The following is a 19,614-nucleotide window of genomic DNA, read 5'->3' on the forward strand; positions in this document are numbered from 1 at the left end:
GTAGCAGGGGCAGGATAGAACGTGAAGGACACGGATTCAGAGCTGACGCCGGATTTGTTGCTGCACGCATACATGTCCGGCGTGTTTCCGATGTCGGAGCATCGCAACGATCCCGAAGTATTCTGGGTGGAACCTCGGCGGCGGGGTATTTTTCCGCTGGACGGGTTCCACACCTCGCGATCCCTGGCACGCACCCTGCGCCGCGATGACTACCAGGTGACGATCAACCGGGATTTCGAGGCTGTTCTGGATGGCTGCGCAGACCGGAACGAAACCTGGATCAGCGGGCGGATCGCCCAGCTTTATTCCGAACTGCACCATATGGGCCATGCCCATTCGATCGAGGTCTGGGATGGCTCCGACCTGATCGGCGGGGTCTACGGCGTGGCCCTGGGCGGGGCGTTCTTCGGCGAAAGCATGTTCTCGCGCCGCACCAACGCGTCAAAGATCGCCCTGGCCTGGCTGGTGGCGCATCTGAAGAATGGCGGCTTCGTGCTGTTCGACACGCAATTCCTGACCTCTCACCTCGCCTCGCTTGGCGCGGTCGAGGTGTCGCGCGCCGAATATCGCGCGCGCCTGGCAGATGCGCTGATCGTGGATGCGGATTTCACCGCCCCTGCTCTGCCCACCGGCGGTCAGGAGGTCGTGCAGCTCAATACCCAGACGTCGTAGCGGAAGTGGTCGAGCGGGTTCAGAGCCGGGCTTGACGCGATCATCCAGCCGGAAAAGACCGGGTCGTTGGACTTGGCCGGTTCCGTGATGGTCATGAAGGCATAGGCATCGCCTGCCTCGTTCCCCTCGGGATAGCGGCATTCCCACATCGTGATCGACAGCTTGCCCATCATCGCGGCAGAGCCCGACGGGATGGTGATGTCGACCGTATCCCCGTTGATCTTGTCGAGGCCACGCAGACGCGCACCGGTGCCAACGGACGCGTCCTCCTGCGCCAGGACCGGTTGTGCGGTCAGCAGGGCAAGGCCAAGGGCTATCCAGCGCATCAGCTGCCCTCCCCGCCGGCGACGAATTTCATCAGGAGCGAGACAAGGCTGACGGCGCCCTGGGTGTCCAGAACCTCGTCCCCGGATTCGTAGTTGAAGGGCGACCCGCCGGGCAGGATTTCCACGAAGTTCCCCCCCAGCAGCCCTTCGGACGAGATCACGACCGAACTGTCATCGGGCAGGGTCACATGATCTGCGACGGTGAAACGGGTCACGGCGCGGAAGGTCTGCGCGTCCAGGTCGATCCCGGTGACTGACCCGACCTTGACGCCCGCCAGCCGTACATCCGTGCCGACATTCACGCCCTGGGCCGACCGGAACGAGGCGCTGAGCGGATAGCCCGCGCCAGAGCCGGAGCCGATCCCCGCGATCTGCCCGGCATAAACGGCAAAACCGATGGCCAGGGCCAGGACAGCCCCGCCGACGACAACCTCGGTGGTGTTCTGGGACATGGTTCTGGCCCTTATTCGGGGCTCCAGGCCTCGTAATCGCTACGGTCGGCCGGAACCGGCTGACGGATCGACCCTGCGGGTGCATAGGCCTGCGGCGTGCCGGTCAGGTTCGGCAGGTGCGGCTTTTCCCAATCCTTGTGGACGAGGGGGCGGTCCTTCGGCGTTTCGTCGAAGGTGTAGTGCAGCCAGCCATGCCAATCGGGGCCGATCCGGCTCGCCTCGACCTCACCATTGAAGATCACCCAGCGTTTCTTGCCGTCTGCGGACTGGTAGAAGGTATTGCCCAGCTCATCCTCGCCCACTTTGGTGCCCTTGCGCCGGGTATAGAGCATGGTGTTCAGCGTGCCGCCGTTCCACCAGGTCACGGCGCTGAGGAAGGTGTTGAGAATGCCCATTTTCAAGCCTCCGAAGGTCTTTCCCCTGATATGGCGTATTCGCGGGACAAGGTCCAGCAGAGAGGTGTCGCAGGTCGGGATTCAGCCTGCGAGCGCCGTCACCTCGATCTCGATCCGGTATTTCGGGTCAATCAGGCCGCATTCGATCATCGTCGCGGCGGGCGGGTTGTCCCCGAATGCCTCGGACAAGATCGGCCAACAGGGTTCGAACTCGGCCCGGTCGGGAAGGTAATAGGTGACACGCACCACCTTTTCAAAGGACGAACCGGCCTTTTCCAGCGCATCGCCGATCACCGACAGGGCCGACTTGCACTGTTCCGTCACGCTGTCGCCCTGCCCCACCGTTCCGGCCACATGGACGAAACCGCCGGCAACCACGGCCCGGCAATACCCGATCTTCGCTTCGAATGCGCCGCCGGAATGAATGCGCTGAATTGTCATGAGTTCCTCACGAAAAAGGGCAGGATCGCTCCTGCCCCTTGATTGATATGCTTTGGCGGTCAGCCCGCCGTCGCCTCTTCCTTCTTGGCGTCGGCGTAGATCATCAGCGGGTTCGCATCCGAGGTCACGGCTTCTTCGTTCACGACAACCTCGTTGACGTCATCCATACCCGGCAGATCGAACATCGTGTCCAGCAGGATGTCTTCGAGGATGGAACGCAGGCCACGTGCACCGGTCTTGCGTTCGATGGCCTTCTTGGCGATGGCCGACAGCGCATCGTCAGTAAAGGTCAGCTGCGCGTCTTCCAGTTCGAACAGGCGCTGGTACTGCTTGACCAAGGCGTTCTTCGGCTCGGTCAGGATGGTGACCAGCGCGTCTTCGTCCAGGTCCTCGAGCGTCGCCAGAACAGGCAGACGGCCGACGAATTCCGGGATCAGGCCGAACTTGAGCAGATCTTCGGGTTCGAGGTCCTTGAAGATTTCGCCGATGCCGCGTTCGTCATTGTCCCGAACCTCGGCACCGAAGCCCATGGCAGAACCCTTGCCGCGCTGCGCGATGATCCGGTCGAGACCGGCAAATGCACCGCCGCAGATGAACAGGATATTGGTCGTGTCCACCTGCAGGAACTCCTGCTGCGGATGCTTGCGCCCACCCTGCGGCGGAACGGAGGCGACGGTGCCTTCCATCAGCTTCAGCAGGGCCTGCTGCACGCCCTCGCCCGACACGTCGCGGGTGATCGAGGGGTTTTCCGACTTGCGCGTGATCTTGTCGACCTCGTCGATATAGACGATGCCGCGCTGCGCCTTTTCGACGTTGTACTCGGACGATTGAAGCAGCTTGAGAATGATGTTTTCCACGTCCTCGCCCACGTAACCGGCTTCGGTCAGCGTGGTGGCATCGGCCATGGTGAAGGGCACGTCGAGGATGCGGGCCAGCGTCTGGGCCAGCAGCGTCTTGCCGCAGCCCGTCGGGCCGATCAGCAGGATGTTCGACTTCGCCAGTTCGATATCGCCACCCTTCGCAGAGTGGTTGAGGCGCTTGTAGTGGTTGTGCACCGCGACGGACAGAACCCGCTTTGCCACCGCCTGGCCGATCACGTAGTCGTCCAAGACATCACAGATTTCCTGCGGGGTCGGCACGCCTTCGGAGGATTTCAGGCCGGTGGCCTTCGTTTCCTCGCGGATGATGTCCATGCAAAGTTCGACACACTCATCACAGATGAACACCGTCGGACCGGCGATCAGCTTGCGCACCTCGTGCTGGCTCTTGCCGCAGAAGCTGCAGTAGAGCGTGTTCTTGCTGTCGCCGCCTGAATTGTTCGCCATCTTGTACCTCTCGCCCCGCCTCGGGGCTTGTCCGTCGGCCGCCCCGCACGATCATGCGGGATCGGCCTGAATTTATGACAGCCTAGGCCAGCCGATGGCCTACCACAATGTCAAAAATACGTCACGAAGCGATCGTGACGCAGGCGTGATTACGCCTTGTCCTCATCGGATTTCGGGCGCGTCTCGAAGATCTCGTCGATCAGGCCCCAATCCTTGGCTTCCTGTGCCGTCATGAAGTTATCGCGTTCCAGCGCATCGACCACCGTTTCGTAATCCTGGCCGGTATGCTTGACGTAGATGTTGTTCAGACGCTCTTTCAGCCGCTCGGTGTGCTTGGCGTGGATCATGATATCCGTCGCCTGGCCGCGATACCCGCCGGAGGGCTGGTGCACCATGACCTCTGCGTTCGGCAGCGCATAGCGCATGCCGGCCTCGCCGCCTGCCAGCAGGAGCGAGCCCATCGACGCCGCCTGGCCGATGACCAGCGTGCCGACCTTGGGCTTGATGTACTGCATCGTGTCATAGATCGACAGGCCTGAGGTCACGACGCCACCGGGGCTGTTGATGTACATCGAAATGTCCTTGGACGGGTTTTCCGCCTCGAGGTGCAGCAGCTGCGCCACGATCAGGCTGGACATGCCGTCATGCACGGGGCCCGAGACAAAGATGATGCGTTCCTTCAGCAGGCGCGAAAAGATGTCGTAGGCCCGTTCCCCGCGGCTGGTCTGTTCGACCACCATCGGCACGAGGGTATTCATGTAGTTTTCGTAAAGGTCGTCCATCTCGAACCCTGCCTCCTGATACCTTCCGATCCCTAACGGATCAGGTTCTAACAGAGTCTTAGTTACGCCGCAGACCGGCTGCAAGGGCAGCACGGGCAATCTTAAACCGACGGTAAACACGGGGTGTGGTGGCGGTGGCTTGCCCAAGCGACCCGAAAACCGTACCCGACCTTGACCGGGTGCCGCTGGGGCCCGGTCATCGCGGCCTTGTCACACCCCTGTCATCTTGGCGATGGATAGGCGGCAGAAACGGAGAGATGCCATGACCGACGACCGCCGCTACGCGATCTACTACGCGCCCGAGCCCGGACCGCTGGCCGATTTCGGTGCGGCGTGGCTGGGATGGGATCTGCATGCGGGTCGCACGGTCGCGCATCCCGACCTTCCCGGCCTGCCCCACCCGCTGGCCGAGATCACCGATACGCCCCGCAAATACGGGCTGCATGGCACGATCAAACCACCCTTCCGACTGGCAGAGGGGCGGACGCTCGATGACCTGCGGGACGAGGCGCTGGCGCTCTGCGCGGCCCTTCCCGTGTTGGCGATGGAGGGGCTGAAGCTTGCCCGGCTGGGCGGTTTCCTCGCGCTGGTGCCCGAAGGCGATACGGCGCCGCTGGCCGCCACCGCCGCCCGGATGGTCGACGGGCTGGACCATTTCCGCGCCCCGGCAGGAGAGGCAGAATTGGCCCGGCGCCGCGCCAAGGGGCTGACCGACCGGCAGGACGCGCTGTTGCTGAAATGGGGCTACCCTTACGTGATGGAGGAATTCCGGTTCCACATCACCCTGACCGGACGGCTGCCCAAGTCCGAAGCCGCGCAAACCGAAGCCGTCCTGTCAGAGCGGCTCGCTCCGCTGCTGCCGATGCCCTTTGTGATTCGGGGGCTGATTCTCGCCGAAGAGGACGATCTGGGCCGGTTCCGGCTGATCGAAACGCTGCCGTTCGGCGTGTAAACGCCTAATATATTTACCAAACGTCAACTATCTTGGACCGCGAGGTCAAAAAATTGCGCAAAAGGCCCGAAATGTGTTAAGATACTACCCATAAGGATAGTATAGATTTTTCCATTACCAAGAACGCGGCGACCCTCTGGGTTGCCGCTTTTTGTTTGTCGTTTTCGCATCCTGGATGATGTTCCTCACCCGCCCTGTTCGGCCCGGTATCTTGCGATGACCTCTGCCGCTTTCTGCGGGTCGGGACGGTCCGGACGATAGGGGTGCGAGGCGCTCAGACCGCCACAGACCGGCAGGGCCTGCCCGGTGATGTAGGACGCCATGGGCGAGGCGAGGAACAGCGCGACGGCAGCGATCTCCTCCGGCTCTCCGCCGCGCTGCAACGGCGTGGCCGAACCGAGCGCGGCATTTGCCCCGGTGGCGCGGGCGTAGTCGTAGATCGGGCGGGTCATCTCCGTCTCGATCAGGCCGGGGCAGATCGCGTTGACCCGAACGCCGGTTCCGGCCAGCCCGTAGGCCGAGGTCTGCACAAGGTTGATGACCCCGGCCTTGGAGGCCGAATAGGCCGGCGGCCCGGCATTAGCCCGCATGCCCGCAACGCTCGCCGTGGCGATGATCGCGCCGCCGCCGCGTTCGGTCATCAGGGGCGCGGCGTGTTTGACGGCCAGGAATGGACCGATGAGGTTCACACGCAGCACCTCGGCCCAGATATCGGGTGTGCTTTCCTCGATCGTGCGGACGCCGCCGGTGATCCCGGCATTGGCAAAGAAGATATCCAGCCCGCCCCCGATCGCGACGGCCTTTTCGATCGCGGCCAAGACGTCGGGTTCAGCGCCTGCATCCATCTCCATCGTCTCGATGCGCCCGCCGCCCTCCACCGGGCCCGCCAGCGCCGCGACATCCGCATTGCGGTCGCAGGCCAATACCGTGGCGCCGGAGCCCGCGAACATCAGCGCCGTGGCGCGACCGATCCCCGATGCGGCACCGGTGACGATCGCGACCTTGCCGGTCAGATCGGTTCCTGGGTTTGTCATGTCATTTCCTCCCGTTTCGACCATCACGGCCATACTGACATTTCGAATTCGGTTTCGCGCCCACGCCGGCGGGGACCGCGAAAATCGCCGCAGCGCGGCGGTTCAGCTGCGTGACAGCGCCGCCGGTGCTTGCTATTCCTCGTTACATGGCAAGCGTTTCCGCCCCCCAGCCGATATCGGCGCCCGACCCGCAGGACAGCGGCACCGAAACCTCGGACCGGTTCCGGGCCAAACGTGACCGGATCCTCGATGCGGCGGCGCAAATCATCAACGAAAAGGGCCTGCGCGGCCTGACCTTCGTGAGTGTGGCCGAGCTGGTCGAGATGAACACCACCTCGATCACCTACTACTTCAAGCGCAAGGAATTGCTGGCCGCGGCGACGCTGGAACGGTCGATCGAGGACATGCTGGACGCGGTGACACGCTCGGCCCGCGAAGCGACGCCCGAAGCGCGGGTCAGCCGCCTTGTCCGCATCGTTCTGGACAATATCGCGGAGGAGCGCACCGGCACCCGCCCGGCCCGCGCCCGCCTGTCGGACATGCGCGCCCTGAACGAGGAACTGCGCGACGAACTGGGTGTGCAATATATGAACATGTTCCGCCAGGTCGTTGATTTCTTTGACGTCCCGCGGGGCGACAAGGGGCGCGAGATCGCCTGGGCGCGCACCCATGTCCTGCTGGATACGCTGCATTGGTGCCGCATCTGGATCTCGAAATATTCCGTCGGGGATTACGACCGCGTCCATGCCCGCCTGATGGAGTTGTATCGCTACGGCTACGCCACCGATGACGCGCAATGGGCGCCTGCCACGCTGGACGTGCAGGACATCGACGACAGCACCGACGAGATCAACCGCGAGACCTATCTGCGCGCCGCCACCGTCACGATCAACGAACGCGGCTATCGCGGCGCATCGGTCGAACGGATCGCAGCCTTCCTGAATGTCTCCAAGGGGTCGTTCTATCACCATCTCGACGGCAAGGACGACCTTGTGCTGGATTGCTTCGACCGGTCCTATGGTCGGGTCAGCCGGGTGCAGCGCGCGGCGATGGCCCTGCCTGGCACGTGGTGGGACAGGCTGTCGGCCGCGACGGCAACGCTCACCGAGGTACAGTTCGATTCTCGCGTACCGTTGCTTCGGATCACCGCCCTGACCGCCCTGCCCCGCGAGATGCGCGGGCCGATCCTGCGGCGGTCGGACCGCATGGCACAGCGCTTTGCCGGGATGATGATCGACGGCATCACCGAAGGCTCCATCCGCCCGATCGACCCGCTGATCGCGTCGCAATGCCTGGTCTCCTCGTTGAACTCGGCCTTCGATTTCCGTCGCTGGGCCGAACACCGGAGCGATCCCGAAACCGCGATCCGGTTGTATTCCCAGCCCCTGGCGTTCGGATTGTTCGGACGCTAGGCGCTACTCTGCCGCCATTTCGACCGTGTCGTCGCAGCGCTGTTCCGGCGGGAAGACCACGGCCTTGCCCTCGGTCGAGAAATCCAGCGAACCATCATCGACCTTGCCGCGCTTGAGCGTCTTGCGGTCCCAGAAATATTCCTGTTCGTGCACCCAGGGAAAAGCCGTGCCGTGTTTCGGCAAACGGTCCCTGACCCGCAGGAAATAGCCGCTGGTGAACTTGATTGCGGTGGAAATTGTCGCGAAATCCTCGGACCCGGCGCGGGGCACGGCCTGCACATATCCCTTTTCGCCCATATGCTTGAGCAGACGGCAGGCATATTCCGCCACGAGGTCCACCTTCAGCGTCCAGGACGCGTTGGTGTAGCCCGTCACGTAGATGAGGTTGGGCATGTTGGAATACATGAAACCCTTGTAGACCAGTAGCTTGCCCGGATCGACGTCCTGCCCGTCCACGGCATATTGCGCGCCACCCAGCGTTTCCAGCACAAGGCCTGTGGCTGTGACGATGATATCGGCTTCGATCTCGGTCCCGTCCTGCATCCGAAGGCCGGTTTCGGTGAAGGTCTCGATCTCGCCGGTGACCATGGTGGCCTTCTTCTGGCGCAGGGTTTCGAACATGTCGCCATCGGGCACGACGCAGATACGTTGCTGTCCCGGCCAGTAGGGCGGCGTGAAATGGTCCTGCCAATCGGGAACGTCCTGCGCCAGTTCCTTGCCGACGCCGCCGATCAGCAGCTTTTTCATCCCCTTGATGTCGCTCACGAATTTCTTGCGGCGCAGGCGGCCGGCCCAGATAATCTTCCACCGGGTCAGCCAATAGCCCAGCTTGCCGGGGAAGATCGTCTTCAGGATATTGCCGATGCGGTCCTTGGCGGGCCGGTTGATGACATAGGTCGGCGTGCGCTGGATCTGCCAGACATGGGCGGCCTTTTCGGCCAGGGTCGGCGTCAGCGTCACGGCGGTGGCGCCAGATCCGATGATCGCCACCTTCTTGCCCGCATGATCCAGGTCTTCGGGCCAGAATTGAGGGTGGACCAATTGCCCCTTGAAGCTGTCATAGCCCGGGAAGTCGGGCAGATAGCCTTCGTCATGCCGATAGTACCCGGCGCAGGACAGGATGAACCGGGCGGTCATCGTCTTGGTCCCCTCGGGCGTTTCAACGGTCAGGGTCCAGAGCGCGGTCGACGTATCGTAATCGGCGCGCTGCACCTTGTGTTCGTAAAGGATGTGGTCGTCGATCCCGTATTCGCGGGAGGTTTCCTTGACGTAGTTCAGGATCGACCCGCCATCCGAGATCGCCTTGGCGTTCTTCCAGGGTTTGAACGCGTAGCCCATCGTATGCATGTCGCTGTCCGACCGGATACCGGGGTAACGAAACAGATCCCAGGTGCCGCCCATACGCGGCTTGGTCTCGAGGATCGCGAAATCCTTGTCGGGGCATTCGACCTTCAGATAGCGGGCAACGCCGATGCCCGACAGCCCTGCCCCGATGATGATGACGTCGTGATCCGGATTGGTCATTTTACATACCCATTCTTCAAACTCCCGATCTGTCTAGCAGCCCACCCCGGCCCCGGCTAGTGCGAAAATTATTTCCGCAAACTGCTTTTTGCGCCATCACGGCCTTCCACCTTCCCGGAAATCTGCCTAATCTGCCCGACAAGCTGGCGCGGCCAGCCATTCTGGGAGGAGACAGGAATGACAATCGCCAACGTCAATGGCATCGACATCTATTACGACGTGACAGGGCCGGAGACGGCCAAACCGCTTCTTCTGATCTCGGGGGTAGGCACGCAGAGCACGCGCTGGCCCGACGACTTCGTCGCGCCGCTGGTCGACCGCGGCTACCGCGTCATCCGGATGGATAACCGCGACATCGGGCTGAGCCAGAAATTCACCGAATTCGGCGTGCCGGACTTCAAGGCGCTGCTGGCGCAGAAGGCCTCGGGCGCTGTGCCGGACACACCTTACACCCTGTCTGACATGGCTGCGGACGGGATCGCGCTGCTGGATCACCTGAACATCGACAAGGCGCATATCTGTGGCGCCTCGATGGGTGGCATGATCGTGCAGCTGATGGCCATCGAACACCCCGAGCGCATCCTGTCGGTCACCTCGATCATGTCGAATACCGGCAACCCCGACCTGCCCCGCGCCACGGACGAGGCGATGGCCGCCCTGACCGCCCCGCGCCCGGACGCGACGGTGGATCGCGAAGGCTTCCTCGCCTCGGTGATCCACACCGCAAAGGTCATCGGCTCCCCTGCCCACCCGATCGCAGAGGAAGACATCCGCGCCGGGGCGGAACGCGACCTCGACCGGTCCTACCATCCCACCGGGTTTTCCCGCCAATACGCTGCAATCCTCGCGACCCGCGACCGGCGCGAGGAACTGAAAAAGCTGACCATCCCGATGGCCGTGATCCACGGCGTGCAAGACCCGCTGGTGCCGGTGCATGGCGGTCGCGATACTGCCGCGAATTGCCCGACGGCAGAGCTGATCGAGATCGACGGCATGGGCCACAACATCCCGCCCGGCATCTATGACCAGGTGATCGACGGGATCGAACGCGCCACGCTGCGCGCCTGATCCCCGACCAATCCCCAAACACTCCAATCACAAAGGCCGGCGCGTTCCCGCACCGGCCTTTTTTCATCTCCGTCGGGCGTCGCCGCTCAGGTCTTGCGCCGCAGCATGCCTTCCTGCGACAGGGTCGCGACAAGGCGGCCGTCGCGGGTAAAGATACGGCCGTGGGTCAGGCCGCGTCCGCCGCCGGTCCAGGGGCTCTGCATCCCGAAGAGCAGCCACTCGTCCATGCGGAAATCGTCATGCATCCACATCGCGTGGTCGAGCGAGGCAAAGCGCATCCCCTTCGAGAAGAACCCGACGCCATGCACGCCCAGTGCCACGCCGAGCAGCCCCATATCAGACGCATAGACCAGTGCCGCGCGATGCAGGGCCTTGTCATCGGGCATCGGCACCCGCGCCTTGATCCAGCGGAAGCTTTCGCCGTCAAAGGGTTCCATGTCGTAGGGCGGGCCAAGGCGGCAGGGCCTGACCTCGATCGGGCGCTCCGCCTGGAGGAAACGCTTGACCATCTCGGGCACCTTGTCGGGGTATTTCTCGGCCAGGCCCTGTTCGTCGAGCAGGTCCTCGGGCTCGGGCATATCCGCTGGCATGGCAGAGGCGTGGTGCATCCCCTCCTCCTGCACCTGGAAGGATGCGGCGAGGTTGAGGATGGGCTGGCCGTTCTGGATCGCGACGACCCGGCGGGTGTTGAAGCTGCGCCCGTCCATGTCCCGCTCGACCCGGTAGAGCACCGGCTTGGTCGCGTCGCCCGCACGCATGAAATAGCCATGGAGCGAATGGTTCACCCGGTCGCCCTCGACCGTGTGGGTCGCGGCCATCAGCGCCTGTCCCAGCACCTGCCCGCCAAACATCCGCCCCTCGCCATTCGGCGTTTCGATACCGCGGAAGAAGTTGTCCTCGATCCGCTCGACGGTCAGGATCTCGGTCAGGCGGTCATCGGCATGGCGGGTCATCGGCGGCTGGCTATCGTCGTTCATCACGCTCTCGTCGTTGTTTCACAGGGTCTGGTTCTGCCAAGGCCCGGTGGATTGCAAGCTGTTTTTGATGTCTCACACCGATGCGGCCCCGAAGTCTCCGGGGCCGCACACTGGCAATCAAATGCTTTGTCGGAAGGCGTCAGCCGGCCTCTGGCACCAGCGGGTGGTGGCAGGCGACGATATGGCCACGGGTGATCTCGCGCAGCTCCGGCATCACGGCCTTGCACTGCTCCGACGCCCTGGGGCACCGGGTGCGGAACGGGCATCCCGAGGGCGGGTTGACCGGCGATGGCAATTCCCCGGGCACGAGGTTGATCTCGCGTTCCGGTGCGTCCGGATCGGGTTCCGGCACGGCATCCAGCAGGGTGCGGGTGTAGGGATGCACCGGCTGACGATAGATCGTCTCGGCATCCGCCAATTCGCATAGCCGCCCCAGGTACATCACCGCCACCCGGTCGGAGACATGTTTCACCACCGCCAGGTCGTGCGAGATGAAGAGCATGGTCAGGCCCAGCTCTTTCTTCAACTCTTCCAGCAGGTTCAGCACCTGTGCCTGCACCGAGACGTCCAGCGCCGACACCGCCTCGTCACAGACCAGAAGATCGGGTTCAAGGATCAGTGCCCGCGCGATGGAGATCCGCTGGCATTGCCCGCCGGAGAATTCGTGCGGACGCCGTTCCATCGCCTGGTCGGCGTTCAGGCCGACTTTCTCCAGCATCTCGGCCACACGCTGCGTGCGTTCCTCTTCGGTGCCGATGCCGGCAATTTCCAGCGGTGCCGCGACGATGTCGCGGATGTTCATGCGCGGGTTCAGCGAGGCAATCGGATCCTGAAAGATCATCTGGAACCGCCGCCGCGCCTGTTGCAGCGCACGCCCCTTGAGGCCGGTCAGGTCCTGCCCGTCCAGCGTGACCTTTCCACGCGTCGGGCGCGGCAATTGCATCACCGCCCGCGCGGCAGAGGATTTGCCGCAACCGGATTCCCCCACCAGGCCAAGGGTTTCGCCCCGTTTCACATGGGCAGTGAAATCGGTCACCGCATGCACCTTGCGCCCGCCTTGCAGCGGGTATTCGACCGTCAGGTTGTCGATGGCCAGGAATGTATCGATCTTGCCGGGCTCCGCGTTCACGCCGCCACCTCCTCGCCCAGGGGTTTCACACAGGCATATTGATGCGCGCCCGGCCCTTCGAGCGGGGGCACCTGTTCTTCGCATTCGGGCCCCGCGAACTTGCAACGCGGCGCAAAGGGACAGCCCTGGGGCGGGTTGATCAGATCGGGCGGCCGCCCTTCGATCGCGTCCAGCTTGCGATGCGGCGGGTCGGTGACCTTGGGGATCGAAGACAGAAGCGCGGCCGTGTAAGGCATGCGGGTGTTGTTGAAAAGCTCCCTCACCGGCGCCTTTTCGACGATCCGCCCCGCATACATCACCGCGACCTCGTCACAGCGGCCGGCGACCACGCCCATGTCGTGGGTGATCAGGATCATCGCCATGTTGCGTTCCTTGACCATGCGTTGAAGCAGGTCGAGGATCTCGGCCTGCACCGTCACGTCCAGCGCCGTGGTCGGTTCGTCCGCGATCAGCAGGTCAGGCTCGCAGGCAATCGCGATTGCAATGGCCACGCGCTGCCGCATCCCGCCGGACAATTGGTGCGGATACTGGTTCACCCGCACATCGGGTTGCGGCAGGCCGACGGCGCGCAACAGCTCCACCGCCTTTTCCTTGGCCGGGCCCTTCTTCATGCCCATGTGGAACATCAGCACTTCCATGATCTGCTTGCCGATGCTCAGCACCGGGTTGAGCGAGGTCATGGGGTCCTGGAACACGATGGCCATTTCCGGACCACGCAGGCGGCGCAGTTCCGTCTCGGACAGGCGGGTCAGGTCCTTGCCGTTCAGGATCACCTTGCTGTCGGACGGCACGACCGAATTGCCCGGCAGCAGGCGCATGACCGAGCGTGACAGCACGGATTTGCCCGAGCCGGATTCACCAACCACGCCCAGGGTCTTGCCCCGCTCCAGCGTGAAGGACACGCCGTCCACGGCGTTCAGCATGCCCCGCGCGGTGGCAAAGGCGGTGCGCTGGTTGCGCACGTCGAGAATGATTTCTCCCATGACAGCCTCCTCAGATCGCGCCTTCGCGGACATCCGCGAGGCGGCGGCGGATTGCATCGCCCACCAGGTTGAAACACAGCACCGTCAGGAACATCACCAGCGTCGGATAAAGTGCGATATGCGGGCTGGTAGACAGGACCTCGCGGCCTTCGGCAATGATACCCCCCCAGGAAGGGGTCGGCGCCTTGACCGACAGCCCGAGGAAGGACAGCGCGCCTTCGATCACGATGGCGATCGGGATGTCGATCAGCACGAAGGCGATCAGCGGCCAGATGATGTTGGGGAACACCTCCTTGCGCAGGATGCGGAAATCGGACGCGCCCATGGCCTTGGCCGCCAGCACGAATTCCCGCCCCGCATAGTTCAGCGTCGCCGCCCGGGTGATCCGCGCCGCCGTGGGGATGAAAAGCAGCCCCAGCGACAGGCACACCATGAAGAGCGAGCCACCGAACACGACGGAGAAGAGCAGCAGGATCACCAGGCCGGGGATCGCCAGCCAGGCGTCGATCATGATGCCGATCACCTCGTCGGCCCAGCCGCGGTAATAGCCCGCGATCATGCCGAGGATCAGGCCCAGACCAACCCCGATGAACGGCGCGGCAAAGCCCACGGTCAGCGACACGCGGCCGCCATAGATGATCCGGCTCAGCAGGTCGCGGCCCAGGTTGTCCGTGCCCAGCGGGTGCCCCTCGACCGGCGGGGACTGGATGTAGGCCCAGTCGATCTCGTCCGCCGGCGGCAGGCCCCAGAGCGGGGCAAAGACACAGGCGACGGCAACGATGATCAGCCAGATCATCGGGATCCAGAAGTAGAGCCCGAAGGACCGCGACTTGCGATGCATCGCGATGGCCAGGGCGTTGCGGTCGATCTGCGGTTTGCCGTCGTCTTTGTCGGCGTTTCCGGAAGAAGTCACGTCAGCCATGAGAGCCTCTGGTTCTGACCCGCGGATCGAGCCAGGCATAGGCGATGTCCACGAGGAAGTTGGCGGTCACGAAGGCCAGGGCAAAGAAGGTCACGCAGCCCTGGATCACGACGAAATCGCGGGTGTAGACGGCATGGATCAGCAGGCGACCGACGCCTGGAATGCCGAAGATCTGCTCGATGATGATCGTCCCGCCCAACAGCCGCGCGACCTGAAGGCCCAGAAGGGTGATCATCGAAAAGGAAGAGGGCCGCAGCGCGTGGACCCACAGGATGCGCAGGTTCGACATGCCCTTGGCACGGGCCAACGCGATGTAGTTCTCCTGCAGGACCGAGATCATCTCGACCCGCAGGGTCCGCATCAGGATGGTCCATTCGACCAGCGCCAGCGACAGCGCCGGCAGGATCATCGGCTTGAGATTGGCCCAGAGACCAGAGGACAGCGGCTCGTACCCGGTAGCCGGCAACCAGCCCAGGCCAAGCGCAAAGACGAAGATCAGCAGGATCGCGGTCATGAAGGACGGCATCGATACGCTGGCAAAGGCCAGGGCCCCGATGATCCGGTCGGCGCGCCCATTCGGCCGGAACGCCGAAGCCATGCCCGCGGGGATCGCCATGGCCAGCGCCAGGATCTGCGCCAGCAGCATCAGCTCGAACGAGACGGGGAACCGGTCGGTGACCGCGTGCCAGACATCTTCGGAACTGATGAAGGACGTGCCCCAATCGCCCACGAAGACGCCGCCGACCCATTCGAAGTATCGGATCACCACCGGCCGGTCGAGGCCGAGCTCTTCGCGGATTTCCTGCACCTCCTCTTCCGAGGAATCCATGCCCGCCATTTCATAGGCGACATCGCCCGGCAGGACATTGACCAGCAGGAACGTGACAAAGGTAACCGCCGCTAGGACGATGGCCAGACGGCGGAGCCTGTAAAGCAGATAGCGCATATGCCCTCCCCTATTCCACCGGTCTGCGGGGCCGGTGGACGCATGATATCCCGGCGGCGCACTTGGCCGCCGGGACAGAGGTCAGATCACGACTGTTCGTCGATCCAGGCGCGGGTCACATCGACCGCACCCCGGTACGGGGCCGGAACGCCCTTGACCCGCGGCGTGGTGAAGGCGTGGTACCGCCCGCCACCGCGATAGAGGATGCCGCCGTCATCGTTCATGATCGACACCATCTCGCATTGCAGGTCCAGCCGCTCTTCTCGGGTGGTCGCGACGCGCATCTGTTCGGCCACCTCGGCCAGCTTCGGATCGTCGAAGCCGGTCAGGTTGTAGGACGAACCGGGCATCGCGTAGGCGTAGAGCTGCGGGCCCATGTCGGCGCCGTCGGCGATCCGCCAGCCGGAGATATCGAAATCGTTGGTGAAGACGCGCTTCACCAGCGTCGACTGGTCGACCGGCTGCAGCTCCAGCGGGATACCCGCTGCCTTGGCGGTCTGCTGGTAGATCTCGCCCAGTTCACGGCCGCGCGGGGTCGTGGTGTGGATCATCACGATGGTCGGCACCTCGGTATTGCCGGTGTCGGCCTTCCATTCCTCGATATATTCCTTCGCCTTGGCGATATCGAAGCCGCGATAGTTCACGTCGCCGCAATCCTTGACCGGACCCAGCGGATGTTCGACCGCGGGGCGGGTGTTCTGCCACGAGATCTTGACCAGCGCATCCTGGTTCCACGCATGGGCCAGGGCCTTGCGCAGCGCAGGATGGTTCAGCGGCTCCTTCTTGCCGTTCAGCAGGTTAACCGCCGCACCCGCGCCTTCCGATACCAGCGTGACCAGCTTGTCATCCTGCTTGGCCTCGACGATCGACGGACCACGGTCGGTCCACATCACGTCCACCTCGCCCGAACGGAGCGATGCAAACCGGGTCTGGGTATCGGGCAGAATGCGGAAGGTGATCTTGTCGAGGTTGATCTCGTCCGCGTTCCAGTAGTCGGGGTTCCGCTCTACGATGATCCGATCGCCCGAGGCCCATTCCACGAACTTGAACGGACCGGTGCCCACGGGGCTGCGGTTCTGCGTGTCGGCCTCGACCGCCTCTTTCGCCGGGATCGGTCCGGACATGGAGGTCGTCGCGAGGTAAGGCAGAAGCGCCTGCCACGGATGCTTGAGGTGGAATTCCACAGTCAGCGGATCGACCGCTTCGACCTTCTCGATCGAGGCGATGAAGGTCCGCGAGCGCGACTTGTTCTCGGGGTCGAGGATGCGGTTGTAGTGATGCGCCACGTCCTCGGCATCGAAATCGCTGCCATCGTGGAATTTCACGCCTTCGCGCAGCTTGAACGTCCAGACGGTCTGATCGTCGTTATGGGACCATTCCGTGGCCAGCAGCGGTTGGGGCTCGTTGGTTTCCGGGTCCCAGTCCAGCAGCGGCTCCTGGATCGTGCGCATCACGATCTCGCCGGTCTGCCCCAGAACGCCGCCCTTGATGGTGCCGAAGCCCCGGACGTCCGTTTCGATTGCCACGGTCAGTTCGCCACCTTTCTTCGCCATCGCGTGGGATTCGGCAAAGCTGGGTGTTGCGGCCAAAAGGGCCATGGCCGTCGACGCGGCCAGAGTCATAGGCAGACGGGGTGTCCGCATGGTCTTTCCTCCCTGATTTTTCCTCCAACCGCTCTCCTGACGGTTATCCGGATATTGGAGGCGTTTCCGGACCTTGTGAATACCCTATCTTCAAATTTTTCGTTATTTGCGGGTATTTGCATGCTGGATTCATCTATCTCGAAAGCCACTTGCGGAAACAAAATTCGCCATGCGAGATAAGGAGGTGAGTCATTATTTTTATATATTTTCATTAGGTTAGCCCTCAACCCAATCACGCAACCTGTCATAACAACCAGTTGAATTCCGTGATGCGGAACCGATCTCGGCCCCTCTGCACTGCAGCAAAAATGCTGTGCAAACGCAGCACCGGCCCAACATACCGGATCTTTGAATTTCCGTGAATCAGCCAAAAACATACCCGCAAGCATGCGAAAGCCGGACCATGTCATGGCCCGGCTCACTCCCGTCATGGGGGCATTCAGCTACGCAACGTCACTCGTGGGTCGGTCTCTTGCCTGATGGGGCGCGGTACGGGCGGGTCACGTCGCGCAGGCGTGCCTCGACCGCTTCGACGTTCAGGCGGATCGCTCCGTCGCCGGCAAGTGTCAGCAGGACCTGCCCCGCGGGGGCATCGTCACCGGCTGTGAAATCGACCGACAGAAGCGACAGGATCACGTCCTTGTCGGACCGGTCGATGCCCTGGCTGGATACCTGGAGAACGTTGTCGAAGACCAGCAGCGACTGCACGCGCTCGACGCCATGCCGCTCCACCCCGCGATCTTCCCACCTCACCCGGTTCAACAGGATCGAGAAACGGCGCGCGCCGGGCTGCCAGCGCATCTCCGTGACCGGAAAGACCGCGTCCTGCGCGAGCGCCGACAGGACCTTCAGATCCTCGCCATCCATCGCACCGAGGTTCAGCGGGGCCTCGCGTCCGTCTTCGAAACTGGCGTCGCTCATGTTTCCTTCACCCGTTCGATCTTGGCACCGCAGGCCATCAGCTTTTCCTCGACCCGCTCATAGCCGCGGTCGAGGTGATAGACACGGCGCACGATGGTTTCGCCCTCGGCCGCCAGCCCCGCCAGGATCAGCGAGACCGACGCCCGCAGATCCGTCGCCATGACCGGCGCGCCTTTCAGCCGTTCGACACCGGTCACGGTGGCCGTGCCGCCCTGCACGTCGATCGTCGCACCCATGCGGGTCAGTTCGGGCGCGTGCATGAACCGGTTTTCAAAAATCTTCTCTTCCAGAACCGATGTGCCATCCGCCGTGCAAAGCAGCGCCATCATCTGTGCCTGCAGGTCGGTCGGAAAGCCGGGGAACGGTTCGGTCGTCACGTTGACTGCCTTGACCCGGTCGCCGCGGCGACGAACCAGCAGGCCGGTCTGGGTTTCCGTGACCTCGACCCCGGCCTCGTCCAGTTTCTCGACGAAGGAGGACACGAGGTCCATCCGACCGCCCAGGCATTCCACCTCGCCGCCACAGATGGCGGGAGCCAGCATGTAGGTGCCCAGTTCGATCCGGTCGGTGACCACAGGGTGGGTCGCGCCGCTCAGACGGTCGACACCCTGGATGGTCAGGGTCGATGTCCCCTCCCCTTCGATCTGCGCGCCCATCTTGCGCAGGCAATGCACCAGGTCGACGATCTCGGGCTCGCGCGCAGCGTTCTTCAGGACCGTCGTGCCCTTGGCCAGGGTTGCTGCCATCACCGCGTTCTCCGTTGCGCCGACGGACACAAGCGGGAACTCGAACGTGCCGCCCTTCAGCCCACCCTTGGCGCGGGCATGGACGTAGCCGTCCCTCAGGTCCAGCTCCGCCCCCATGGCCTCCAGCGCCCTGAGATGCAGATCGACCGGACGCGCGCCGATGGCACAGCCGCCGGGCAGCGACACGACCGCCTCTCCGAACCGGGCCAGCATCGGACCAAGGACGAGGATCGAGGCGCGCATCTTGCGCACGATGTCATAATCCGCCTTGAAGTTGTCGATCCCGTGGGACGACAGGGCCAGCACTTTGCCCTCCTGCAGCGCAGTGACCTCGGCCCCCAGCGATTGCAGCAGCGTGGTCATGGTGCGGATATCCGACAGGCGCGGCGCATTGGTCAGCGTCAGCGGCTCCTCGCTCAGTAGCGTGGCCGGCATGAGGGTCAGGCAGGCATTCTTGGCCCCTGCAATCGGAATTGCGCCGTGAAGCGGCCCGTTTCCGGTGACGATAATCTGATCCATTGCCTTGCCTTTCGCCTGCACATGCGTTCGACGCCCCCCGGGGCCCCGATCCGCCTTATTCGGTCTCGTCCGATTCCGCCCCGGCCTCGCCAGAGGCCGCCCGCTTGCGCGCCTGCGCCTTGCGCCGCGACAGGTTCGCCTTCAGCGCCGCTTTCAGCCGATCCTCGCGGGTTTGCGCGGCTTTGGCGGGCTTGTCGGAAGAGGTGTTATTATCACTCATACCCCCTCCATAAATGAGACCGAAAAAAGGGTCCAGATTGCGCTTGCAGTATCCGACGATTGCGTCTAATCACCCGCCACGGCCCATTTGGGACCTGCGCCGCAGTAGCTCAGTGGTAGAGCGCACCCTTGGTAAGGGTGAGGTCGGGAGTTCAATCCTCCCCTGCGGCACCACCCCCCTTAGTTCAATCCGGTACAGTCACGCGTCAGCTGATTTGCGCCCTTG

At 63.4% G+C, this 19,614-nt stretch carries 21 protein-coding genes and 1 tRNA gene; 5 read left to right on the plus strand and 17 right to left on the minus strand.

Translation table 11 applies throughout. The features are described 5' to 3' along the window. Positions 1-21 precede the first annotated feature (21 nt). On the plus strand, positions 22-672 hold the full coding sequence (gene aat, locus ATO9_RS10035; RefSeq protein ID WP_043748018.1) for a leucyl/phenylalanyl-tRNA--protein transferase: 651 nt from the start codon (positions 22-24) through the stop codon (positions 670-672). Here aat and ATO9_RS10040 read toward each other — a convergent pair. From ATO9_RS10040 to ATO9_RS10065, 6 genes are all read right to left on the minus strand, one after another. Then, positions 636-998 carry a DUF2155 domain-containing protein gene (locus ATO9_RS10040; RefSeq protein WP_043748022.1) on the minus strand — a complete coding sequence of 121 codons (363 nt, stop codon included), beginning with the start codon at positions 996-998 and terminating at the stop codon, positions 636-638. The two genes, aat and ATO9_RS10040, sit on opposite strands and share 37 nt — an antisense overlap. Further along, entirely contained in the window at positions 998-1,450 is a 453-nt protein-coding gene (gene mlaD / locus ATO9_RS10045; RefSeq protein ID WP_043748025.1) for an outer membrane lipid asymmetry maintenance protein MlaD, read from the minus strand. Before mlaD ends, ATO9_RS10040 begins: the two co-directional genes overlap by 1 nt. Positions 1,451-1,461: 11 nt before the next feature. Beyond that, a complete protein-coding gene (locus ATO9_RS10050; protein WP_043748027.1) occupies positions 1,462-1,845 on the minus strand; it encodes an NADH:ubiquinone oxidoreductase subunit NDUFA12 in 384 nt (127 codons plus the stop codon). 81 nt (positions 1,846-1,926) lie between these two features. Next, positions 1,927-2,286: a RidA family protein gene (locus ATO9_RS10055; protein WP_043748029.1), complete on the minus strand. Its 360-nt coding sequence runs from the start codon at positions 2,284-2,286 to the stop codon at positions 1,927-1,929. Between the two features lie 59 nt (positions 2,287-2,345). Further along, positions 2,346-3,611, minus strand: coding sequence for an ATP-dependent Clp protease ATP-binding subunit ClpX (gene clpX / locus ATO9_RS10060; protein ID WP_043748032.1), 1,266 nt, complete (start codon positions 3,609-3,611; stop codon positions 2,346-2,348). A 149-nt stretch (positions 3,612-3,760) separates the two neighbouring features. After that, positions 3,761-4,393: an ATP-dependent Clp protease proteolytic subunit gene (locus ATO9_RS10065; protein ID WP_043748034.1), complete on the minus strand. Its 633-nt coding sequence runs from the start codon at positions 4,391-4,393 to the stop codon at positions 3,761-3,763. Positions 4,394-4,655: 262 nt separating this feature from the next. Between ATO9_RS10065 and ATO9_RS10070 the strand changes: the two genes are divergently transcribed. Next, a complete protein-coding gene (locus ATO9_RS10070) occupies positions 4,656-5,345 on the plus strand; it encodes a DUF1045 domain-containing protein (protein WP_043748037.1) in 690 nt (229 codons plus the stop codon). A gap of 185 nt (positions 5,346-5,530) precedes the next feature. Here the strand turns inward: ATO9_RS10070 and ATO9_RS10075 are convergent, their stop codons facing one another. Next, entirely contained in the window at positions 5,531-6,379 is an 849-nt protein-coding gene (locus ATO9_RS10075; RefSeq protein WP_052418223.1) for an SDR family NAD(P)-dependent oxidoreductase, read from the minus strand. A 146-nt stretch (positions 6,380-6,525) separates the two neighbouring features. Between ATO9_RS10075 and ATO9_RS10080 the strand changes: the two genes are divergently transcribed. After that, complete coding sequence (locus ATO9_RS10080; protein WP_052418224.1) at positions 6,526-7,791, plus strand: TetR/AcrR family transcriptional regulator; 1,266 nt, start codon at positions 6,526-6,528, stop codon at positions 7,789-7,791. Between the two features lie 3 nt (positions 7,792-7,794). On the opposite strand, the gene ATO9_RS10085 is transcribed toward ATO9_RS10080, so the two are convergent. After that, the gene (locus ATO9_RS10085) at positions 7,795-9,315 is read right to left on the minus strand and encodes a flavin-containing monooxygenase (protein WP_081979524.1); all 1,521 of its coding nucleotides are present in this window, start codon (positions 9,313-9,315) and stop codon (positions 7,795-7,797) included. A 177-nt stretch (positions 9,316-9,492) separates the two neighbouring features. On the opposite strand from ATO9_RS10085, the gene ATO9_RS10090 reads away from it, so the two are divergent. Further along, positions 9,493-10,383, plus strand: a complete 891-nt coding sequence (locus ATO9_RS10090; RefSeq protein WP_043748039.1) for an alpha/beta fold hydrolase — start codon at positions 9,493-9,495, stop codon at positions 10,381-10,383. A gap of 86 nt (positions 10,384-10,469) precedes the next feature. Here the strand turns inward: ATO9_RS10090 and ATO9_RS10095 are convergent, their stop codons facing one another. From ATO9_RS10095 to ATO9_RS24570, 9 genes are all read right to left on the minus strand, one after another. Further along, positions 10,470-11,360 carry an acyl-CoA thioesterase gene (locus tag ATO9_RS10095; protein WP_043748042.1) on the minus strand — a complete coding sequence of 297 codons (891 nt, stop codon included), beginning with the start codon at positions 11,358-11,360 and terminating at the stop codon, positions 10,470-10,472. Between the two features lie 139 nt (positions 11,361-11,499). Next, positions 11,500-12,489, minus strand: coding sequence for an ABC transporter ATP-binding protein (locus ATO9_RS10100; protein WP_043748045.1), 990 nt, complete (start codon positions 12,487-12,489; stop codon positions 11,500-11,502). Further along, complete coding sequence (locus ATO9_RS10105; RefSeq protein ID WP_043748047.1) at positions 12,486-13,472, minus strand: ABC transporter ATP-binding protein; 987 nt, start codon at positions 13,470-13,472, stop codon at positions 12,486-12,488. Before ATO9_RS10105 ends, ATO9_RS10100 begins: the two co-directional genes overlap by 4 nt. A 10-nt stretch (positions 13,473-13,482) precedes the next feature. Beyond that, positions 13,483-14,394, minus strand: a complete 912-nt coding sequence (locus ATO9_RS10110; protein WP_052418225.1) for an ABC transporter permease — start codon at positions 14,392-14,394, stop codon at positions 13,483-13,485. Continuing rightward, positions 14,387-15,340, minus strand: a complete 954-nt coding sequence (locus ATO9_RS10115; protein WP_043748049.1) for an ABC transporter permease — start codon at positions 15,338-15,340, stop codon at positions 14,387-14,389. Before ATO9_RS10115 ends, ATO9_RS10110 begins: the two co-directional genes overlap by 8 nt. Before the next feature lie 86 nt (positions 15,341-15,426). After that, entirely contained in the window at positions 15,427-16,983 is a 1,557-nt protein-coding gene (locus tag ATO9_RS10120; RefSeq protein ID WP_081979527.1) for an ABC transporter substrate-binding protein, read from the minus strand. 453 nt (positions 16,984-17,436) lie between these two features. Continuing rightward, positions 17,437-17,904 (minus strand): DUF2948 family protein, encoded by a 468-nt coding sequence (locus ATO9_RS10125; RefSeq protein ID WP_043748052.1) that lies wholly within the window; start codon positions 17,902-17,904, stop codon positions 17,437-17,439. Continuing rightward, a complete protein-coding gene (murA, locus tag ATO9_RS10130; RefSeq protein ID WP_043748055.1) occupies positions 17,901-19,169 on the minus strand; it encodes a UDP-N-acetylglucosamine 1-carboxyvinyltransferase in 1,269 nt (422 codons plus the stop codon). The genes ATO9_RS10125 and murA overlap by 4 nt, the downstream gene beginning before the upstream one ends. 55 nt (positions 19,170-19,224) lie before the next feature. Then, the gene (locus tag ATO9_RS24570) at positions 19,225-19,389 is read right to left on the minus strand and encodes a hypothetical protein (RefSeq protein WP_202902124.1); all 165 of its coding nucleotides are present in this window, start codon (positions 19,387-19,389) and stop codon (positions 19,225-19,227) included. Between the two features lie 98 nt (positions 19,390-19,487). On the opposite strand from ATO9_RS24570, the gene ATO9_RS10135 reads away from it, so the two are divergent. Beyond that, positions 19,488-19,562, plus strand: a tRNA-Thr gene (locus ATO9_RS10135). The last annotated feature ends 52 nt before the right edge of the window (positions 19,563-19,614 follow it).

The organism is Pseudooceanicola atlanticus (genome assembly GCF_000768315.1).
Lineage (GTDB): Bacteria > Pseudomonadota > Alphaproteobacteria > Rhodobacterales > Rhodobacteraceae > Pseudooceanicola > Pseudooceanicola atlanticus.